Here is a 16,902-nt window from a genome sequence, read left to right as displayed (position 1 = left end):
GCATCCCAGGCCCACCTCCTGGCGGCGTCCGGTGCGCTTGTCCGCGTTCACTGCACCTCCTTCGTGCGGAACGTCGCGGCGGGTCCCGGCTTGGTGGTGCCCTTCGGCGTGTGGGCGGTGACTGTGACCGTGTAGGCAGTGCCCGGCCACAGTGAGGTCAGGCTCAGCCGGAGCCCCTTCACATTGCCGAAGGAGCGTCCGTTGACTCGTACGGTGTAACGGTCCGCGGACGGGATGCTGCGCCAGCTCAGCACGGCCGAAGTGGCCTTCACCTGTGTGGCATGCGCTTGGGGCCCGGTTGATCCGCCGGTGCCGTTGTCCGTGTCCCCGCCTTTCGACAGGAAGGTGCTGTCGGCCACGTTCCAGTGGGTGGCCAGGTAACTACCGGGCTTCGGGGCGGTGTTGTAGTAGTCGTCGTGGTTGCAGTCCAGTCGGGCGTCCTTTGCACGGTCCGGGCACAGCACCTGCATGCGCGGGTGGAAGGGCTCGTCCGAGTAGCACATGATGTCCCACTCGTCCACGCAGTGGCCGCCCTTGCTGCTGTGCGGAGCACTGTCGTTGACGGCGCCGAGATTGTGGCCGAGCTCGTGCGCCGCGGTCTGACCGTTCCAGCAGCCGGCATCGACGCGTGCGTAGGAAGGGCCGAAGTTGCTGCGGTTGCCGGCGCCCGGCCGATCGTCTCCGGCCATGGTTCCGATGCCGCAGTACACCTTGGCGTCCGCAAAGATCAGGTACTTGCGGTCGCGCCGGTCGAATCCCTTTGCGCCCAGGGCCCGGTTCATCGAGTCGAAGCTCTGCAGGTCGGACGCCCCCACTTCGACGGCAGTCAGCGCCGCGTTGCAGCCCGAATCCGTAAGGAACCGGACGTGACGTGTTCCGCCGGTCTCCGTGGCACTGGCGTTGTAGATCGTGTCGGTGTCCGCGGCCCAGCGCTGGAAGGACGACTGGTACTGAGCGAGCCGGTTCTGGCCAGGAGCATGAACGTACAGGGCCTGAACCCTGTTGCCCGACTTCCCGTCACCGATGCACGGGACGGACGCCGCAGGCGCGGCGACTCCACTACTGGCTGCACGGGTTTCGCGCGGAGTGCTTCCGGAAGCATCCACGGGCGGGGTGTCCCTGCTGATGTCCACTCCCTTCGGTGCCGCGTCCGGACCATGGCTGCACTGACGGGAATCGCCCAGGCGGTACAGGCCGACGCACGCATCACCTTGCGGTGCGGGCCGCAGGCCCGTGTAGACCATCCCTCGGTCGGCGTCGTTCTTCGGGGGCTGGCCCAGCGGAGCAGGCTCTTTGGTGGGCGGAGCCGATATCCGTCCGCCGTGGGCCGAGCCCCGGGGTTTGTCTGCCGAGTCGGGGCTTCCTGCCATGGCGGCGTGGATGCCGACAGCCGCGGCGGCCAGACCCGCCAAGGTACTGAGAACCACGAGGAGCGCCCACGGTTTCTTCCTCCCGTGTTTGCGTGCGGCCTCTCTGCTCATGATGACTGTTCCTCCATGTGTCGTTGAAGGCGAGGGGACAGGCGGCGCTGTGCCATCGCGTGGACGGACCAGTCAGCGGCGGTCGGCCACGGATCGACCCATTTCGCGCCGGACAAGGGCGGGGGACGCCCAGGCGGGCGGGTCACTGTCCTCGCCAAGTAGCCGGCAGTCGCCGAATTGGGCGGGCGATCAGCCGGACATCGCCCAGCAGGCAACGGGGGTTGCCTGACCTAGGGGGCGCAGTGCGATGAGTCAAGGGCCAACGTTCGTTGCGGTCATCCGCCGCCAGAATGAGTTCGCCGAACCTGCGTTGTAGTCACAACCTGCGCTGGAGTCATGTGGCCGACCGCAACGCTCAAACACTTCGGGACTCACGAGAAAATGTGTACTCCCGGAAAACCCTGTGCGGCACACGATGGCCACTGACGCATACGGGCATTTTCCTCTCCCTCTCGCTATGGCACCGACCACATACTCACCGGTTATGTGGCGCCCCATGGACCGGGCGTGCCACGATGCCGCGCACCAACTCGCCGTGGAGGAACGGGAGAACGAGTGTTTCTTCAGGCAGGTGAATGGTTCCCCGTTCCCACTGGGAGGTGCTCCAATGGCCGACGAGGACCTGCGGACCCATTTGTGCCGTCTTGGGCTGACCCGCCGACAGTCGGAGATCTATATGGCTCTGCTTGCCCTCGGTCCCTGTAAACAAGAAAGTCTGGCCATGGGCCTGGGCCAGGACCAGGACGCCTATCTGGAGCGGGAGTTGACTCAACTCCGCAAGCTGGGCCTGATCACCGTCACCGGGACCGACGTCCGTGAACACGTGCCCGTCGAACCGACCATTGCGCTGGAATACCTGGCGCACGCCCGCACGGCCGAACTCCGCGAATCACACCAGGCCGCCGTCAACGCCTATCGTGGCTACCGCCGCTCCGTCAGCCCGCAGGCGACCGACAACCTGGTCGAGGTCGTCACCGGTCCATCCATCGCCGAACGCATCTGGAACATCGAGGAAGCCGCCGAGAGTCAAGTCCTGCGCTTCGACTCACCGCCGTATCACACCCACGGCAGCGCCAACCCGATCGAGGTCGACAAGCTCAAGAACGGTGTCGAGTACCGCGTTGTCTACTCCAAATCCGCGGTCGAGAATTCTGCCTACTACAGCGTCAACATCCAGCCATGCATAGCTGCCGGGGAACATGCCCGCGTCCTTCCGACCGTCCCCGTGAAGCTGACCATCTTCGACCACCGCCTGGCCATCGTGTCGATGTCCTTCGTCGAAGCCGAAGTCAACGACTCGCTGCTCATGGTCCACCCCTCCAGCCTGCTGTCGGCGCTGACGGGGCTGTTCGAGACCTCATGGCGGACGGCTCTGCCCATGCATCTGAACGAGAGCGTGCCCTCGGCACTCAGCCCGACGCATCGCCGCATCCTGGAGCTGCTGGCCACCGGCGTGACCGATGACACCATCGCGGAACTGCTGGGCGTGAGCCGCCGCACGCTGTCCCGCCATCTGGAGCAGCTCAACACCCGGGCCGGATCACTCACCCGGTTCCAAATGGCCTTGCACGCGACCCGCAGCGGATGGCTCTGATCCGCAGTGGACCGCTGATCGGGGCAGGCATCATCACACCCCCGCCGCATACATCCGCAGCAGGAGCCGAACGCCGGCCCGAGTGAGCGACCAGCGAGCGGAGTCGTACGCGACACCGCCGTCGGCCACATCAACGCGAGGGCGTCGGGGGCCGGTCGGCTGCTGCCCGCCGTACGGACAGTACCGCCCAACAGCGATTCCCGGCCGCTACGCGGTCGCTGCCGTGGAACAGGCACAGCGCGCCGATCAGCGTGAGTCCGCGTCCGCCTTCGTCATCGGAATCCGCGGCCCTCGGCCGAGGCACTTCGGTGCTGCGACGACCTCGATCACCACGAGCCCGCCTTCCAGCGCGACGCCAATGAGTCCGGCGGCGTACGGCATGGTCGACGGCCTGTACACGGGCGCGACCGCCCTGCTGCGACTGGTCGGCGGCTTCATCGCCGACCGCTTCCGCAGGCGCAAGCCCGTGGCGGCGGTCGGTTACGGCGTCTCGGCGCTGGCCAAACTGGGCCTCGTCGCAGCCGGCTCCTCGGTGCCGGCGCTCGGTGCACTCATCGTCGCCGACCGCACCGGAAAGGGGCTGCGCACGGCCCCCCGCGACGCGCTCATCACACTGTCCGTCCCCGAACCGCTGCTGGGCAGGGCGTTCGGGGTCCACCGCGCCATGGACAGCGCAGGTGCCTTCGCCGGGCCCTTGGCCGCGCTCGGCGTGCTGGCGGCCGTGGGAACAGTCACTCCGGCGGCCTTCAACGCGCTGTTCCTCACCAGCTTCTGCGTGGCCGCCGCCGGCCTGCTGGCCCTGGCGTTCCTCGTCCGCGACCACCGCGCCAAACACCCGGCGGCCGCGCCCGTCACCCTGCGCGCCGCAGCTGGACTCCTCCGCGAGGCGTCCATCCGCAGACTCCTGTACGCCGCGGGGCTCCTGGGGCTGGCCACCATCGGCGACGGCTTCGTCTATCTGCTGCTGATGCAGCGCCAGACCGTGACGACCGGCTGGTTCCCGCTCCTGGCCGTGGGCACGAACCTGGTCTACCTGCTGCTCGCCACCCCCCTCGGCGCACTCGCCGACCGGTTCGGTCGCCGCACTGTTCTGCTGTCCGGTTACGGCGCGCTCGTGACCGTATATCTGCTGCTGGGCAGCCCGTTGAACGGTATGCCCCTGGCTGTTGCGGTGCTGTGCTGCCACGGCGCCTTCTACGCCGCCACGGACGGAGTCCTGATGGCCCTGGCCGGCCCCGCCCTCCCCGCCGGCCTGCGCACCACCGGCCTGGCCTGCGTGCAGACCGTCCAGGCCCTGGCCTACTTCGCCTCATCGGTGGCCTTCGGAGCCGCCTGGGCGAGCTGGGGAGGCGCCACCGCGGCCGGGGCCGCCGCGGGCGCTGCCGCCATCGCGGCCACGGCGACCTCCACCCTGCTTCCGCGCCCCACGATCGAGAAGGAACCGGTCACCTCATGACCAAGCGCAACACCCGGCTCGTCACCGGGATCATCGTCCTGGGCCATCTGACTGCGCTGGCCGCCCTGGCGGCCCTGGCCATCCTGGACGTCCGGGACGCCGGGGCGTCCTCGCGGTCGGCGGCGACCGGCACCGTCTCGCTCGCCCCCGGGCCACGCCTGCTGGCCCGCAGCACGGCAGCAAACAGCCAAGGCCGTCTGGTCGCCGTACCGGCGAACGCCCCGGGCGGGAAAAAGGTGGTGTCGCCGCTGTCGTGCAGCAGGCTCTACGCGGCCGGGGGCACGGGCCTGTGTCTGCGCCTCGACCCTGGACTCACGACCTATCAGCTCGTGGTTCTCGACCGGCACCTCAAGCCCACCCGCGAGATACCCCTGGTCGGAGTGCCCAACCGGGCCAGGGTCTCGCCCAGCGGACGGATGGTCGCCTGGACGGTGTTCGTCGTCGGCGACTCCTACAACGGAGGGCGGTTCTCCACCCGCGTCGGCATCCTCGACACCCGTACCCAGGAACTCATCCCAACCTTGGAGGACTGGAAGGTCACCATGTCGGGCAAGCCGTACAAGGCCAGGGACCTCAACTTCTGGGGCGTCACCTTCACCACCGACGACCGCCGCTTCTACGCGACCATGTCCACCGCCGGACACCGCTACCTCGTCCTCGGCGACCTGGCCACCCATCGCCTGCGCGCCGTCCGGGACAACGTCGAGTGCCCCTCCCTCTCCCCGGACGGCACCCGTATCGCCTTCAAGTCCGCCATCGACGGCAACCCGCACCACGGCTGGCGGCTCTCGGTCCTGAACCTGGCCACACACCAAGTCACCCCGCTCGCCGAGACCCGCAGCGTGGACGACCAGGCCGCGTGGCTCGACGAGCACACCATCGCCTACTCGCTCCCCCGTGGCCGGGGACACGCCGACGTCTGGAGTGTGCCCGCCGACGGTTCCGGCACCCCGCGCCGGATCATCCCCGACGCGGAGTCACCCGCCACGCTCGGCTCCGCTCCGCAGAACCACTGACCGGCACGCTCTGCTGAATTCGTGCCTGCGCGAGTTTGGACAAGTTGCGGTGATGGACAGTGCTCCGGTAACGGGGTTTGGTCCTGAGTGTCACAAAGCTGCGGAGGAGAACCATGCGTCCCTTGACCTTCGTCATTGGTACGGGTCGTAGCGGCTCGACTGCGCTGTCACGCATCCTCAACGCCCACCCGGACGTGCTGAGCCTCAACGAGTTCATGGCCTCCGTGGGCGACGCCGCATTCCCCGAAGGGAAGGTGACCGGCGAAGAGTTCTGGCAGTCGCTCTTCCGGCCCGCGCCGCACTTCGCCCGGATGATCCGCAGCGGGCTGCCGATGCCGGAATTCCTCTACACGCGCCGCCCAGGGAGGTATTCAGCGGAGACCACCGGTATTCCGGCGCTCTCCCTGATGGTGTTGCCTCACCTCACCGACGACCCGGACGGACTCCTCGACGAGTTGCGCGCAGCGGTGGTCCCTTGGCCCGAGCGCTCCGCCGCCGAGCACCACCGAGCGCTGTTCGACCTCCTGTGCGCACGGTTCGGACGGACTGCCGTCGTGGAGCGCTCCGGTTACTCGACTGGCTGGGCGCCGGGGCTGCGGGCCACGTTCCCGCACGCCAGGTTCGTGCACATGTTCAGAGACGGACCGGACTGCGCCCTGTCCATGAGCCGTCACCCCGGTTACCGCACGATCTGCCTGCTGCGCGAGATCAAGGCACGAGCCGGCATCGACAGTTTCGCCGAACTGACCGACGAGCACGTACGCTCCCTGCCCGCGGATCTGTCGCCGCTCCTCGACGAGCGCTTCGATCCTGCCCTCGTACGCGACCGGGACCTCCCCCTGCGGACGTTCGGCGCTCTGTGGTCCGAACTCGTCACCGAGGGAACGGAGTTCCTCGGTCAACTGCCCGCCGACCGGTGCACCACTCTTGCCTACGAGGACCTCCTCGACAATCCCGCCGAAGAGCTGACCCGCCTGGCCGGCTTCATCGGCGTCGCCCCGCTGCCGCGGTGGCTCCTCACCTCGTCAGCCCAACTCGACCACAGCCGGCGCGGCTCCGCCCAGCGGCTGCCGGCCGCTGAACTCGACGAACTGAGGGCGAGCTGCGCCGCGGGCAGCCGCGTTCTGCAGGGACAACGCAGCCGGTGACCGACCGGCTCTCAGCAACCGCCGGGGGTCAGCCGCAGTACAGCAGGCCCGCCTTCTGCTTGGCGGTCAGGATGCGATGGACGCTCTGGTTGACCTGTGCACGGAAGGTCGCGTTCTGCGCCATCCGGGTCTGTACTGCCTTGGCCATGGCCGGGACCAGGTTCGGTTCGACGGTCAGGACCAGGTCGCCCCCGGCCGACAGGAAGTTCAGGGCACGGTTGGCCGGGGGCACCGCCTTCACCGACACCGCGTTCCCGAGGTCGTCCGAGATCACGACGCCCTTGAAGCCGAGCGTCTTGCGGAGCAGTCCCTGGATCACCGTGGAGGAGAAGACTGCCTGATGCTTGGGGTCGATCCTGCTGTACGTGGCCAGGGAGACCATGACGAAGGGTGCGCCCGCCTTGATGCCCGAGCTGAACGGGATGATGCTCGAGCTCTTGCTCGTCGTCACCGAGTCCACCACGTTCGCCGTGGTGTCGGTGTTGCCGCGGACGTAGCCGAGTCCCGGGAAGTGCTTGAGCGTGGCCAGTACGTCGGACTGGGCGAAGCCTGCGGCGAAGGCATTGCTGTGAGGGGTCACCGTCGCGGCTGTGTGGCCGAACTCGCGGTCGTACCGGCCGATCGGTCCGTTGTTCTTGCCCAGACTGGCCGGCACGACATCGGCGACGGGCGCGAGGTTCAGATTCACACCGGCCGACTTGAGCTGCTTCGCCCACGTGGCGGCCTCAGTACGGAGCTTTGTGGTCGACCAGCTTCCCTGCACCAGTGCGCTCGGCATGGTCGAGAACCCAGGGCCGTTCAGCACCTGCACCTGGCCGCCCTCCTGGTCGGTGGAGACCAAGAGGCCCACGCGGTGCCCGGACACGGTGTCGGCCTTCGTCTGAAGACCGTCGACCAGGGTCTTGGTCGCCTTCGTACCCGCCGTACTCCGTCCGGCCAGGAAGACCGATCCGACGTGGTATTGGCGCAGAACTTGGATCCGGCTCTGGTCGGGCTTGGAGGCGGCGACGGCGCCCATGAAGAGCTGGCCGACTCGCTGCGGCCCGGTCATTGCCCCGAAGACCTGGTCGACGCAGGTGGTGGTCGCGGTCGTGCTCCTCGTCGTCGAAGCGGGTGCTTCCCGCACGACCGCGGCGTGCGAGGTGTGAGCGCCGCCCAGGCTTGCGGCCGCCAGCGCAAGCGTCAGCAGCGGAACAGGCCAGACCGCCTTGTTCCCGTTCGGGCGATGGGATGGCGCCTGCCGCGATGTCATGCGGAGCCCCTTCCGGTACGCCGATCACGGACCGGGCGCCCCTTGCCCGGCCGTCGACGGCGGTCACGCAGCCACTACGAATAAACGTACATCCATCCGACCGCGTTCGCCTCTGCGGTCGCGGACCGGAGCCCTGTGGCACAGGGGCTTCGTGCAGGACACGTCGATGCAGGAGTTCCGGTAGTACGGCTTCGGTCAACTCGGCATCCAGGGTGCGGAGATGGGGCTGCGCGAGGGTCACTGGCTCAGCCGCGAGCGATGCGTGCGTGCGCTTCTGACTAGGCTGCGGGCATGCCGGAGCCTTTCGATTTCAGCGCGAGTCTGGCGCGGTTGCTGGACCACAGAGAACTCGACGTGCAGGAGTTGGCCGACCGCGCCGGGTTGAGCGCAGACCGGGTCCGAGCGGTGCTCGAGGGGGAAGCTCCCGGGGAGGAGCTGCTGAGACGGCTCGCGGCTGCGCTGGGTCTCCACGCCGTCGATCTGTTCATCCTCGCGGGGGTGACCGTCCCGGACGACATGGCGCCGTTGGACGCCTCGGCCGAACGGTGGGTGTCCCGGGTCGTGAGGGATGCGGTGCACGTGTCAGCGGCGGGACGGCGGGAGCTCCTGCAGTTCATCCGGTCGCTGCCGCAAGAGGAACGGTGTTCCGTCTTTGCCCCGAAGCGGCTCGCACTGCTCGTCGACGGTCCGGGCGATCGGGTCATCCGCATGCTTCGGTACCGGAACCTGAACTGGATGGGCATGGCGGAGACCCTCGCGTTCACGACACCCACATACCTGTCGGCGGCCACGTACGGTGTGATCGGGTCGGGTCGCAAGGAGCCGGCCCCCAGCCTGGTGACGGACTTCGCCGCCGTGTTGGGGATCGACGCCCTCGAACTGGCCGCCCTGACCGGCGTGTTCCTACCCGAGATGCCGGCGTCTCCGACGCCGCGGGCCGTGGACGCCGCGGCGCTCCTGTGGGAGACGCCGCGCCTGTCTGCGGCCCAGGCACGGCACGTGTCCGAGCTGGCGCGCTCCATGCGCGGCGACTCCCACCGCTGCCTCATCCACCGGCCGGAATCGTAATCGCCGCCTTTGCGCAGCTCGACTGTGGCCAGACGCTTGGCCCCCGCGTGGCCCGCCATCCCGGGACCGGCGGGCCGGCACCTCGGAAGGCACCGACGCGGGGTGAACGGAACCTACGCCTTCGCCGACGGAAACGGAAGCCCCTCCTCCCCTTGACCCTCGACCTGCACAGACGCACCCTGAACCCCATATGTCGCAAGGGAGGACCGCATGAGCCGAGCCACCACCACACACCGCGTCGTCGAGTACTGGACGGACAAGGACACCCACGTGATCTTTCCCGTCGCACGCAGCGAAGAAGTCGACCGCATGAGCGACGAGCAACTGATCTCGAAGTACGGGGACCCCGAAGACGGAGCGGTTGCGCGCATCGTCCACTAGGCGGTACAGAAGCCCCTGCGCACACCGCCGTCGATCGACAGCATCACTCCGGTCAGGTACGACGCAGCGGGCGACAACAGGAAGGCGGCGCTCCGGCCGAACTCTTCCGGGGTTCCGTAGCGGCGCAGAGGGACGCCGGCGGTCGCCCGGGCCCGGGCGGCATCGGGGTCGCCATTGCGCGCGTCGAGTTCGCGCACTCGGTCGGTTTCAATGTGGGCGGGCACCAGGCCGACGACGCGTATGCCCCTCGGCCCCGGCTCATTCACCAGATTCCTCGCATAACCGGCCAAGCCGGGCCGCAGGGCATTGGAGATCGCGAGGCCAGGAATCGGCGGCTCGTACACGGAGCTGGAGAGGACGAGGCCGATGACGCCGCCTTCGCCCAGTTCAGCCGCGACGGCGCGGGACAGCCGCACCGCACCAAGGAAGACCGACTCGAAGGCGGCGCGCCACTGATCGTCGTCGATGGTGTCCGACGTACCTGCCGGAGGCCCGCCGACGCTGATCAGCACCCCGTCCAGCCGCTTGAAGGCGTCGCAAGCAGCGCCGATCAGCCGGTCCGGAGTCCCGGTGTCGGCGTTGTCGGCCACCACACCGACCACCTGCCCCCGGCCACGGGCTCCGCCTCGGCGGAAGCCACCGACTTCTCGCTGCGGCCACTGACGACCACCCTCACACCGTCCGCCACCAGCTCATGCGCGGCGGCCCTGCCCAGCCCGCGGGTGCCACCTGTGACGATGTACACCCGGTCCTTCAGCCCGAAGTCCATGGCTGCCGTCTCTCCGATCGTGCAGGCCGCACGGCCCGCCCATCACGGGGTGTGGTCTGTTCGGTGCCGAAAGTGACATCCACGACGCACCTTCGAACGCCGTGCGCGATGAGAGTGGCGGATCTGCAGCCCGCGCCGGCGACCTGCGCCAAGGCCAGGAGCGATCGGCGGAAGAACCACTGGGCGCCGCGCACCACATTTCGCATGAAATTGGTATCGGTGCACAGTGCGCCCAGCGCTTCTCGGCCGGACGGCACGGTGAAGTCATCGCGCATGATCGAACTGGATGCAATCGGACTGATTACACCTGGGACGGCTGTCCGGAACGGACCGTACGTAGGCGGAATCCCTTCGTCCATGAGTCCCCCATAAGTAGGGTGATCTCGTGAAGGCACTCCTGTTGTCAGGTGGCTCAGGTACCCGATTGCGCCCCATAACTCATACATCGGCGAAACAACTTGTACCGGTCGCGAACAAGCCGGTGCTGTTCTACGGTCTGGAAGCGATCGCCGACGCGGGCATCACACAGGTCGGGATCATCGTCGGGGACACCGCCGAGGAGATCCGGGAGGCGGTCGGCGACGGGTCCGCGTTCGGACTCGACGTGACCTATGTCCCGCAGGAGGCGCCCCTGGGGCTGGCCCATGCGGTGCTGATCGCCCGCGAGTTCCTGGGCGAGGACGACTTCGTGATGTACCTCGGCGACAACTTCATCGTCGGTGGCATCACGGATCTGGTGGACGCCTTTCGCGCCAAACGGCCGGACACGCAGATCCTGCTGACGAAGGTGCCGAACCCGAACGCGTTCGGGGTGGCCGAACTCGGTACGGCGGGCCAGGTGATCGGCCTGGAGGAGAAGCCGAGGCAGCCCAGGAGCGAGCTGGCACTCGTGGGCGTCTATCTGTTCACCCCGGCGATCCATGAGGCCGTACGCTCGATCAAGCCGTCCTGGCGCGGCGAGTTGGAGATCACGGACGCCATCCAGTGGCTGATCGACGCCGGACGAAAGGTGCGCTCCACAACAATCTCCGGATACTGGAAAGACACCGGGAACGTCACGGACATGCTCGAGGTCAACCGCTCGGTACTGGAGACCCTCGAGCGCCGGATCGACGGCACGGTCGACGACTGCAGCGAGATCATCGGCCGTGTGCGCATCGAGCCCGGGGCAAAGGTGACCGGCAGCCGGATCGTGGGCCCGGTGGTCGTCGGCGCCAACACCGTGATCACCGCATCGTATGTGGGCCCCTTCACCTCGATCGCCGAGGACTGCCGGATCGAGGACAGTGAGATCGAGTACTCGATCGTGCTGCGCGACTCCTCGGTGAGCGGTGTCCGGCGGGTGGAGGCCTCCCTCATCGGCCGCAATGTCGAGGTCACTCCCGCGCCCCGCAAGCCTGCCGCCCACCGTTTCGTCCTGGGCGACCACAGCAAGGTGCGGGTCTCACCTTGACTTCGCCGCTGACGCAAGGCGCTCGACGCGGCGCTTCCGGCTCTGCTCGAAGAGAAGAAAGGTTCAGCCCGATGAGCTCCAGGATCCAGCCGACCGCCCAGGTCGACGAGACGGCCACGATCGGCGACGGGACGACGGTCTGGGATCTGGCCCAGATACGGGAGGACGCCCGCCTCGGCAGCGGATGCATCGTGGGCCGGGGAGCGTATGTCGGCCCGGGGGTGCGCATCGGCGACAACGTGAAGCTCCAGAACTACGCCCTGGTCTACGAACCCGCGGTGCTCGGTGACGGGGTGTTCGTCGGCCCGGCGGCGGTGCTCACCAACGACTACTTCCCCCGTTCCGTGGACCCGCAGGGCCGGCTGAAGCGCGGTGGCGACTGGGAGGCCGTGGCGGTGGAGGTGGCCGAGGGGGCGTCACTGGGGGCCCGTTCGGTGTGTGTGGCGCCGGTGCGCGTCGGTCGCTGGGCGCTGGTCGCGGCGGGTGCCGTGGTGACCCGGGACGTGCCGGACTTCGCGCTCGTGGCGGGCGTTCCGGCGCGCCGGATCGGCTGGGTCGGCCGGGCCGGTGCCCGACTGGCCGAGCGGGAAGGCGAGTCGGGCACATGGGAGTGCCCCGAGACGGGCGCGCTGTACGACGAGAAGGACGGCGAACTCGTCGAGCGCGTATGACTCCCTGATTTCTCCCAAAACGCCACTCCTCGAACATCCGCATGCATAACATGTGTGCGAACTGTGCAGACCTAGCGCAGTGAGCACGCAAACCGGTCGTGCCCAGGGGGGGTTGCCGGGTGGGGACACCTGTGCCTGAAGCCAGGAGTGACAGCCGCTCCGACGCCTGACGTCGACCATTCGCCGCGCGGCCGTCCATGACGCGGCGATCACAAGCCTGTCCACATAAGGACCCACAGGGGGGTTGGTGTGCCCAAACGATGACCACCACACGTCTGGCGGCGCTCGGTCATGAGGAGCCACCGCTGCTCGCGCTCGCCCAACGGCTCCTCACCGTCGCCGAGTCGGGGCTTCCGTCCATGCTGCTCCCCGGCGGAGAGGCCTTCGCCTTCACCATGGCCGGACGGAAGACACTCGACGGCTCCTGGACCTCGGAGCGGCGCGGGACCAGCACTCGGTACGCAGCCATCACCACGCTGGGAGCCCAATTCCTCCCCGAGGAGCGCCAGCGCGCGGTGCTCGGGGGGCGTACGGCCCAGGAGTTCACGGGTCTGCTGGTCGAGTCCTTGCCCGCGGTGACCAACCTCGGTGACGCGGCGCTGATCGCCTGGGCCGCCGCCGAGACCGGACACCCCAAACTGTCCGACGCCCTGGAGCGGGTGGACGCCCTGGACGAGGAGGGCCGCCCGCAGTACACCGTCGAGGCGGCGTGGGTGCTGTCCGCCCTCGCGTCGGCTCGAGACACGGTCGATGTGGAGAGACGTTTCACCGCAGCCCGCGACCGGCTGCTGCGGGCCCGGATCGGGGACAGCCCGCTGTTCCCGCACGCCACCGGTCCCGGCCTGGTGCCCTGGTACCGGGCACACGTGAGCTGCTTCGCCGACCAGACGTACCCGATCCAGGCCCTGGCCCGCGCCCACGCGAGCGGCGACGGAGACGGCGATCCCGAGGCGCTGGCCGCGTCCGAGGCGTGCGCTGCGCGCATCTGCGAACTGCAGGGCGACGGGGGGCAGTGGTGGTGGCACTACGACGCCCGTACCGGCGGTGTGGTGGAGGGCTACCCGGTCTACAGCGTCCATCAGCACGCGATGGCGCCGACCGCACTGTTCGATCTCGCCGACGCCGGCGGCACCGACTTCGGCCGGTCGATCCGCCGGGGCCTGCGCTGGATGACAGATGTGCCCGAGCTGGCCGCCCGCCCGGAGAAGCGGGAGCCGTTGATCCTGGACCAGCTCGGCGCCACCTGGCGCAAGGTCTACCGCGGGGATCCGAAGAAGGCCGTACGCGCCGCCCGAGGGCTCGGCACGCGCATCGCGCCGAACCTCCGGCTGAAGTCCCTGGACCGGGTGTACCGCCCCGTCTTCGTGGACCGCGAATGCCGGCCGTACGAATTCGGCTGGATGCTCTACGCCTGGCAGGGGGGCCGCATATGAGCGAGCGTCAGTCTCTCTTCGGGATCGAACTGGACCCGCTGACCATGGACCAGACCGTAGAGCGCTGTCTCGAGGCGGTCCGGGACGGCAGACAGCTCGAGATCGGGGTGGTCAACGCCGCGAAGCTGGTGAACATGCGGCGCGACCCCCGGCTCGCCAAGGCCGTGTCCGGCTGCGATCTCGTGCTGGCCGACGGACAGGCCGTGGTCTGGGCCGGCCGGATACTGCGCGCCCCGCTGCCGGAACGGGTGGCCGGTATCGACCTGTTCCTGCGGCTGCTGGCCGAGGCGGAAGGGGCGGGCATGTCCGTGTACTTCCTCGGCGCCAAGCAGGACGTGCTGGAGCAGATGCTGCGCCAGGTGGCCGACCGCTTCCCCGGCCTGAAGGTCGCCGGCAGCCGCAACGGCTACTTCGACGACTCCCAACAGGAGGCGATAGCCGACGCGATCGCCGACAGCGGCGCACAGATGCTCTTCCTTGGCATGACCTCGCCGAAAAAAGAGATCTTCACCGCCGGCTACGGCGCCCGTACCGGCGCCCACGTCGTCCACGGGGTCGGCGGCTCGTTCGACATCCTGGCCGGGGTGACCAAGCGGGCCCCCGAGTCCTGGCAACGGTGGGGCCTGGAGTGGCTCTACCGCGCGCTGCAGGAGCCGCGCCGCCTGGGCCGGCGCTATCTCACCACCAATGCTGCCTTCCTCCTCATGACGGCGCGCGAGCTCATCCGGCTCACCCCGTCGCCCGCTTCCGCGAACAGGAGTCACTGATGCGCGTCGTCGTGGTCGGACAGGGATACGTCGGCCTGCCACTGGCCATCCGCGCCGCGGAGGTCGGACACGAGGTGATCGGCTACGACGTCGACTCCCGGCGGGTCAAGAGCCTTGCCGCCGGTGAGTCCTTCGTCGAGGACGTCTCCTCCGAGCGGATCCGCGCGGCACTGGACCGCGGCGCCTATCGCCCGAGCGAAGCGGCCCGCGACTGCGGGGGATTCGACGTCGCCGTGGTGACCGTCCCGACTCCGCTGCACGAGGGCACTCCCGACCTCCGTTACATCCAGGAATCGGCGGTCACCCTGGCCCGCTACCTGCGCCCCGGAGCCACGGTCGTCCTTGAGTCGACCACCTATCCCGGCACCACCCAGGAGCTGTTCGCCCCGATCCTGAAGGACGGCTCGGGCCTGACCGCGGGGGCCGACTTCCACCTGGGCTACAGCCCGGAGCGGATCGACCCCGGAAACACCGTCTGGGGCTTCCAGCAGACCCCGAAGGTCGTCTCCGGCGTCAACGAAGCGTCCCTGAAGGCGGTTCAGGACTTCTACGCGCAGCTCGTCGACACCACCGTTCCGGTGAGCTCGCCCAAGGAGGCCGAACTCGCCAAGCTCCTTGAGAACACCTTCCGCCATGTGAACATCGCTCTGGTCAACGAGATCGCGATGTTCGCCCACCACCTGGACATCGACGTCTGGCAGGCCATCGACGCCGCCTCCACCAAGCCCTTCGGCTTCATGAAGTTCACGCCCGGGCCGGGTGTCGGCGGTCACTGCCTGCCGATCGACCCCTCGTACCTGTCCTGGCGGGTGCAGCGCGAACTCGGCCAGAGCTTCCGCTTCGTGGAGCTGGCCAACGACATCAACAGCCATATGCCCGAGTACGTGACGCGCCGCATCAGCGACCTGTTCAACGAAAGACGCCGTTCCGTGAACGGCTCGCGCATCCTGCTGCTCGGCCTGGCGTACAAGAAGAACACCGGCGACGCCCGTGAGTCGCCCGCCCTGCGCATCTCCCAACTGCTGCTCGACATGGGCGCCCAGGTCAGGGCCGCCGACCCGCACGTGGTCGAAACCCTGCCGGTGGACACCCGGCTGGTCCGGGTCGAACCGGCACCGGACGAGCTGGCGGCCGCCGATGTGGTGGTCCTGCTCACCGACCACGACAGCTTCGACTACGAACTCATCGCCGAACACGCCCCCTTCGTCCTCGACTGCCGCCGACGGCTGCCGTCCGGACCCACGATCGAGGTGCTCTGAACCATGCCGCGGATCGTCTGCGTCGCCGGGGCGCGACCCAACTACATGAAGATCAAACCGGTGATGGACGCCCTGGAACGCCGGGGCACCGAGGTTCTCCTCGTCCACACCGGTCAGCACTACGACCCGGCCATGAACGACGTGTTCTTCGCCGACCTCGGCATCCGTCCGCCCGACCGCTTCCTCGGGGTCGGCTCCGGCACCCATGCCGAGCAGACCGGACGCGTGATGACCGCGTTCGAACCACTCCTCGACGAGGTGTCACCGGACCTCGTCGTCGTGGTCGGAGACATCAACTCCACCCTGGCCTGCGCCCTGGTCACCGCCAAGGCCGGACCGCTGCTGGCCCACGTCGAGGCCGGCCTGCGCAGCCGCGACTGGAGCATGCCGGAGGAGGTCAACCGCGTCGCCACCGACCGCGTCAGCGACTATCTGCTGGCCCCTTCCCCCGACGCCGCCGAGAACCTGCGCGCCGAGGGGTATCGGGACGATCAGATCCACCTCGTCGGCAACGTCATGATCGACACGCTGCTCGCCAACCTGGAACGGGCCAGGGCCTCGGACGTCCTCGGCCGATACGACCTGGCCAGAGGTGAGTACGGCCTGGTCACCCTGCATCGCCCCGCCAACGTGGACGACCCCGAGGTCCTCACCGCGCTCCTGAAGGCCCTCGGTGAGATCGCCGGCCGCTGCCCGCTTCTGCTGCCCGTGCACCCGCGCGCGGCCGGACGGCTGGCCGACATCGGCGTCCCGGGAGGCATCCGCCTCGTACCGCCCGCCGGATACCTGGACTTCATCGCCCTGCAGGACTCCGCCCGCGTCGTACTGACCGACTCCGGCGGCGTGCAGGAGGAGACCACCGCACTGGGCGTGCCGTGTGTGACCCTGCGGGACAACACCGAGCGACCCATCACCGTCGAGCAGGGCACCAATGTGCTGGCCGGCCGGGACCCGGCGCGGATCGTGTCCACCGTCAACCGGGTGCTGGACGAACCTCCCGCCCCGCGCCGGCCCGAACTGTGGGACGGACGCGCGAGCGAACGCATCGCCGACGTGCTGCTGGGGGGAGGCACGGCGACCACACGACCCAGACCTACCGACCAAACGTTCCCCGTATGATCCGCTTGCAACATATGCTCGTCGAACGTCTGGTC

Annotated in this window: 15 protein-coding genes and 1 pseudogene; 12 read left to right on the top strand and 4 right to left on the bottom strand. The window is 68.5% G+C overall.

Features of this window, described 5'->3' with window-relative positions:
• Positions 1 to 47 precede the first annotated feature (47 nt).
• Positions 48 to 1,106, bottom strand: a complete 1,059-nt coding sequence (locus Q8A52_RS15900; RefSeq protein ID WP_316752409.1) for a fibronectin type III domain-containing protein — start codon at positions 1,104 to 1,106, stop codon at positions 48 to 50.
• Between the two features lie 982 nt (positions 1,107 to 2,088).
• On the opposite strand from Q8A52_RS15900, the gene Q8A52_RS15895 reads away from it, so the two are divergent.
• From Q8A52_RS15895 to Q8A52_RS15880, 4 genes are all read left to right on the top strand, one after another.
• Positions 2,089 to 3,075 (top strand): helix-turn-helix domain-containing protein, encoded by a 987-nt coding sequence (locus tag Q8A52_RS15895; RefSeq protein ID WP_316752407.1) that lies wholly within the window; start codon positions 2,089 to 2,091, stop codon positions 3,073 to 3,075.
• A gap of 358 nt (positions 3,076 to 3,433) precedes the next feature.
• Positions 3,434 to 4,531 carry an MFS transporter gene (locus tag Q8A52_RS15890; protein ID WP_332845894.1) on the top strand — a complete coding sequence of 366 codons (1,098 nt, stop codon included), beginning with the start codon at positions 3,434 to 3,436 and terminating at the stop codon, positions 4,529 to 4,531.
• Entirely contained in the window at positions 4,528 to 5,547 is a 1,020-nt protein-coding gene (locus Q8A52_RS15885) for a TolB-like translocation protein (RefSeq protein WP_316752403.1), read from the top strand. Before Q8A52_RS15890 ends, Q8A52_RS15885 begins: the two co-directional genes overlap by 4 nt.
• 113 nt (positions 5,548 to 5,660) lie before the next feature.
• Entirely contained in the window at positions 5,661 to 6,695 is a 1,035-nt protein-coding gene (locus Q8A52_RS15880) for a sulfotransferase family protein (protein ID WP_316752402.1), read from the top strand.
• Positions 6,696 to 6,723: 28 nt separating this feature from the next.
• Here Q8A52_RS15880 and Q8A52_RS15875 read toward each other — a convergent pair whose 3' ends face one another.
• Positions 6,724 to 7,947: a glycoside hydrolase family 3 N-terminal domain-containing protein gene (locus Q8A52_RS15875; protein ID WP_316752395.1), complete on the bottom strand. Its 1,224-nt coding sequence runs from the start codon at positions 7,945 to 7,947 to the stop codon at positions 6,724 to 6,726.
• Positions 7,948 to 8,238: 291 nt separating this feature from the next.
• Between Q8A52_RS15875 and Q8A52_RS15870 the strand changes: the two genes are divergently transcribed.
• Positions 8,239 to 9,015, top strand: coding sequence for a helix-turn-helix domain-containing protein (locus Q8A52_RS15870; RefSeq protein WP_316752394.1), 777 nt, complete (start codon positions 8,239 to 8,241; stop codon positions 9,013 to 9,015).
• Between the two features lie 210 nt (positions 9,016 to 9,225).
• Positions 9,226 to 9,396, top strand: coding sequence for a hypothetical protein (locus Q8A52_RS15865; protein WP_316752393.1), 171 nt, complete (start codon positions 9,226 to 9,228; stop codon positions 9,394 to 9,396).
• Here the strand turns inward: Q8A52_RS15865 and Q8A52_RS15860 are convergent.
• Together Q8A52_RS15860 and Q8A52_RS15855 are read right to left on the bottom strand one after the other, a co-directional pair.
• A pseudogene (locus Q8A52_RS15860) lies at positions 9,393 to 10,165 on the bottom strand (SDR family oxidoreductase). The gene Q8A52_RS15865 and the pseudogene Q8A52_RS15860 sit on opposite strands and share 4 nt — an antisense overlap.
• On the bottom strand, positions 10,150 to 10,440 hold the full coding sequence (locus Q8A52_RS15855) for a hypothetical protein (protein WP_316752392.1): 291 nt from the start codon (positions 10,438 to 10,440) through the stop codon (positions 10,150 to 10,152). Before Q8A52_RS15855 ends, Q8A52_RS15860 begins: the two are co-directional and overlap by 16 nt.
• A 110-nt stretch (positions 10,441 to 10,550) precedes the next feature.
• Here Q8A52_RS15855 and Q8A52_RS15850 point away from each other — a divergent pair, with 110 nt between their 5' ends.
• From Q8A52_RS15850 to wecB, 6 genes are all read left to right on the top strand, one after another.
• The gene (locus tag Q8A52_RS15850) at positions 10,551 to 11,618 is read left to right on the top strand and encodes a glucose-1-phosphate thymidylyltransferase (protein ID WP_316752391.1); all 1,068 of its coding nucleotides are present in this window, start codon (positions 10,551 to 10,553) and stop codon (positions 11,616 to 11,618) included.
• A 71-nt stretch (positions 11,619 to 11,689) separates the two neighbouring features.
• A complete protein-coding gene (locus Q8A52_RS15845; protein WP_316752390.1) occupies positions 11,690 to 12,289 on the top strand; it encodes an acyltransferase in 600 nt (199 codons plus the stop codon).
• A gap of 260 nt (positions 12,290 to 12,549) precedes the next feature.
• Entirely contained in the window at positions 12,550 to 13,722 is a 1,173-nt protein-coding gene (locus Q8A52_RS15840; RefSeq protein ID WP_316752381.1) for a hypothetical protein, read from the top strand.
• A complete protein-coding gene (locus tag Q8A52_RS15835; protein ID WP_316752379.1) occupies positions 13,719 to 14,489 on the top strand; it encodes a WecB/TagA/CpsF family glycosyltransferase in 771 nt (256 codons plus the stop codon). The genes Q8A52_RS15840 and Q8A52_RS15835 overlap by 4 nt, the downstream gene beginning before the upstream one ends.
• A complete protein-coding gene (locus Q8A52_RS15830; RefSeq protein WP_316752377.1) occupies positions 14,489 to 15,748 on the top strand; it encodes a nucleotide sugar dehydrogenase in 1,260 nt (419 codons plus the stop codon). Before Q8A52_RS15835 ends, Q8A52_RS15830 begins: the two co-directional genes overlap by 1 nt.
• A gap of 3 nt (positions 15,749 to 15,751) precedes the next feature.
• Positions 15,752 to 16,867, top strand: a complete 1,116-nt coding sequence (wecB, locus tag Q8A52_RS15825) for a non-hydrolyzing UDP-N-acetylglucosamine 2-epimerase (RefSeq protein ID WP_316752376.1) — start codon at positions 15,752 to 15,754, stop codon at positions 16,865 to 16,867.
• Positions 16,868 to 16,902: the final 35 nt, after the last annotated feature.

Origin of the sequence: Streptomyces herbicida, assembly GCF_032656585.1 — a bacterium.
GTDB classification, from domain to species: domain Bacteria; phylum Actinomycetota; class Actinomycetes; order Streptomycetales; family Streptomycetaceae; genus Streptomyces; species Streptomyces herbicida.
Note: the sequence above shows the minus strand (reverse complement) of the source record. Positions and strands in the feature narration are given on the sequence as shown.

Excerpts from the sequence above, each read along its gene's own strand:
- Q8A52_RS15845 (WP_316752390.1), top strand. The coding sequence starts at position 11,690 with ATGAGCTCCAGGATCCAGCCGACCGCCCAGGTCGACGAGACGGCCACG.
- Q8A52_RS15830 (WP_316752377.1), top strand. The coding sequence starts at position 14,489 with ATGCGCGTCGTCGTGGTCGGACAGGGATACGTCGGCCTGCCACTGGCC.
- Q8A52_RS15885 (WP_316752403.1), top strand. The coding sequence starts at position 4,528 with ATGACCAAGCGCAACACCCGGCTCGTCACCGGGATCATCGTCCTGGGC.
- Q8A52_RS15870 (WP_316752394.1), top strand. The coding sequence starts at position 8,239 with ATGCCGGAGCCTTTCGATTTCAGCGCGAGTCTGGCGCGGTTGCTGGAC.
- Q8A52_RS15855 (WP_316752392.1), bottom strand. The coding sequence starts at position 10,440 with ATGCGCGATGACTTCACCGTGCCGTCCGGCCGAGAAGCGCTGGGCGCA.
- Q8A52_RS15840 (WP_316752381.1), top strand. The coding sequence starts at position 12,550 with ATGACCACCACACGTCTGGCGGCGCTCGGTCATGAGGAGCCACCGCTG.
- Q8A52_RS15890 (WP_332845894.1), top strand. The coding sequence starts at position 3,434 with ATGAGTCCGGCGGCGTACGGCATGGTCGACGGCCTGTACACGGGCGCG.
- Q8A52_RS15875 (WP_316752395.1), bottom strand. The coding sequence starts at position 7,947 with ATGACATCGCGGCAGGCGCCATCCCATCGCCCGAACGGGAACAAGGCG.
- wecB (WP_316752376.1), top strand. The coding sequence starts at position 15,752 with ATGCCGCGGATCGTCTGCGTCGCCGGGGCGCGACCCAACTACATGAAG.
- Q8A52_RS15880 (WP_316752402.1), top strand. The coding sequence starts at position 5,661 with ATGCGTCCCTTGACCTTCGTCATTGGTACGGGTCGTAGCGGCTCGACT.
- Q8A52_RS15895 (WP_316752407.1), top strand. The coding sequence starts at position 2,089 with ATGGCCGACGAGGACCTGCGGACCCATTTGTGCCGTCTTGGGCTGACC.
- Q8A52_RS15865 (WP_316752393.1), top strand. The coding sequence starts at position 9,226 with ATGAGCCGAGCCACCACCACACACCGCGTCGTCGAGTACTGGACGGAC.
- Q8A52_RS15835 (WP_316752379.1), top strand. The coding sequence starts at position 13,719 with ATGAGCGAGCGTCAGTCTCTCTTCGGGATCGAACTGGACCCGCTGACC.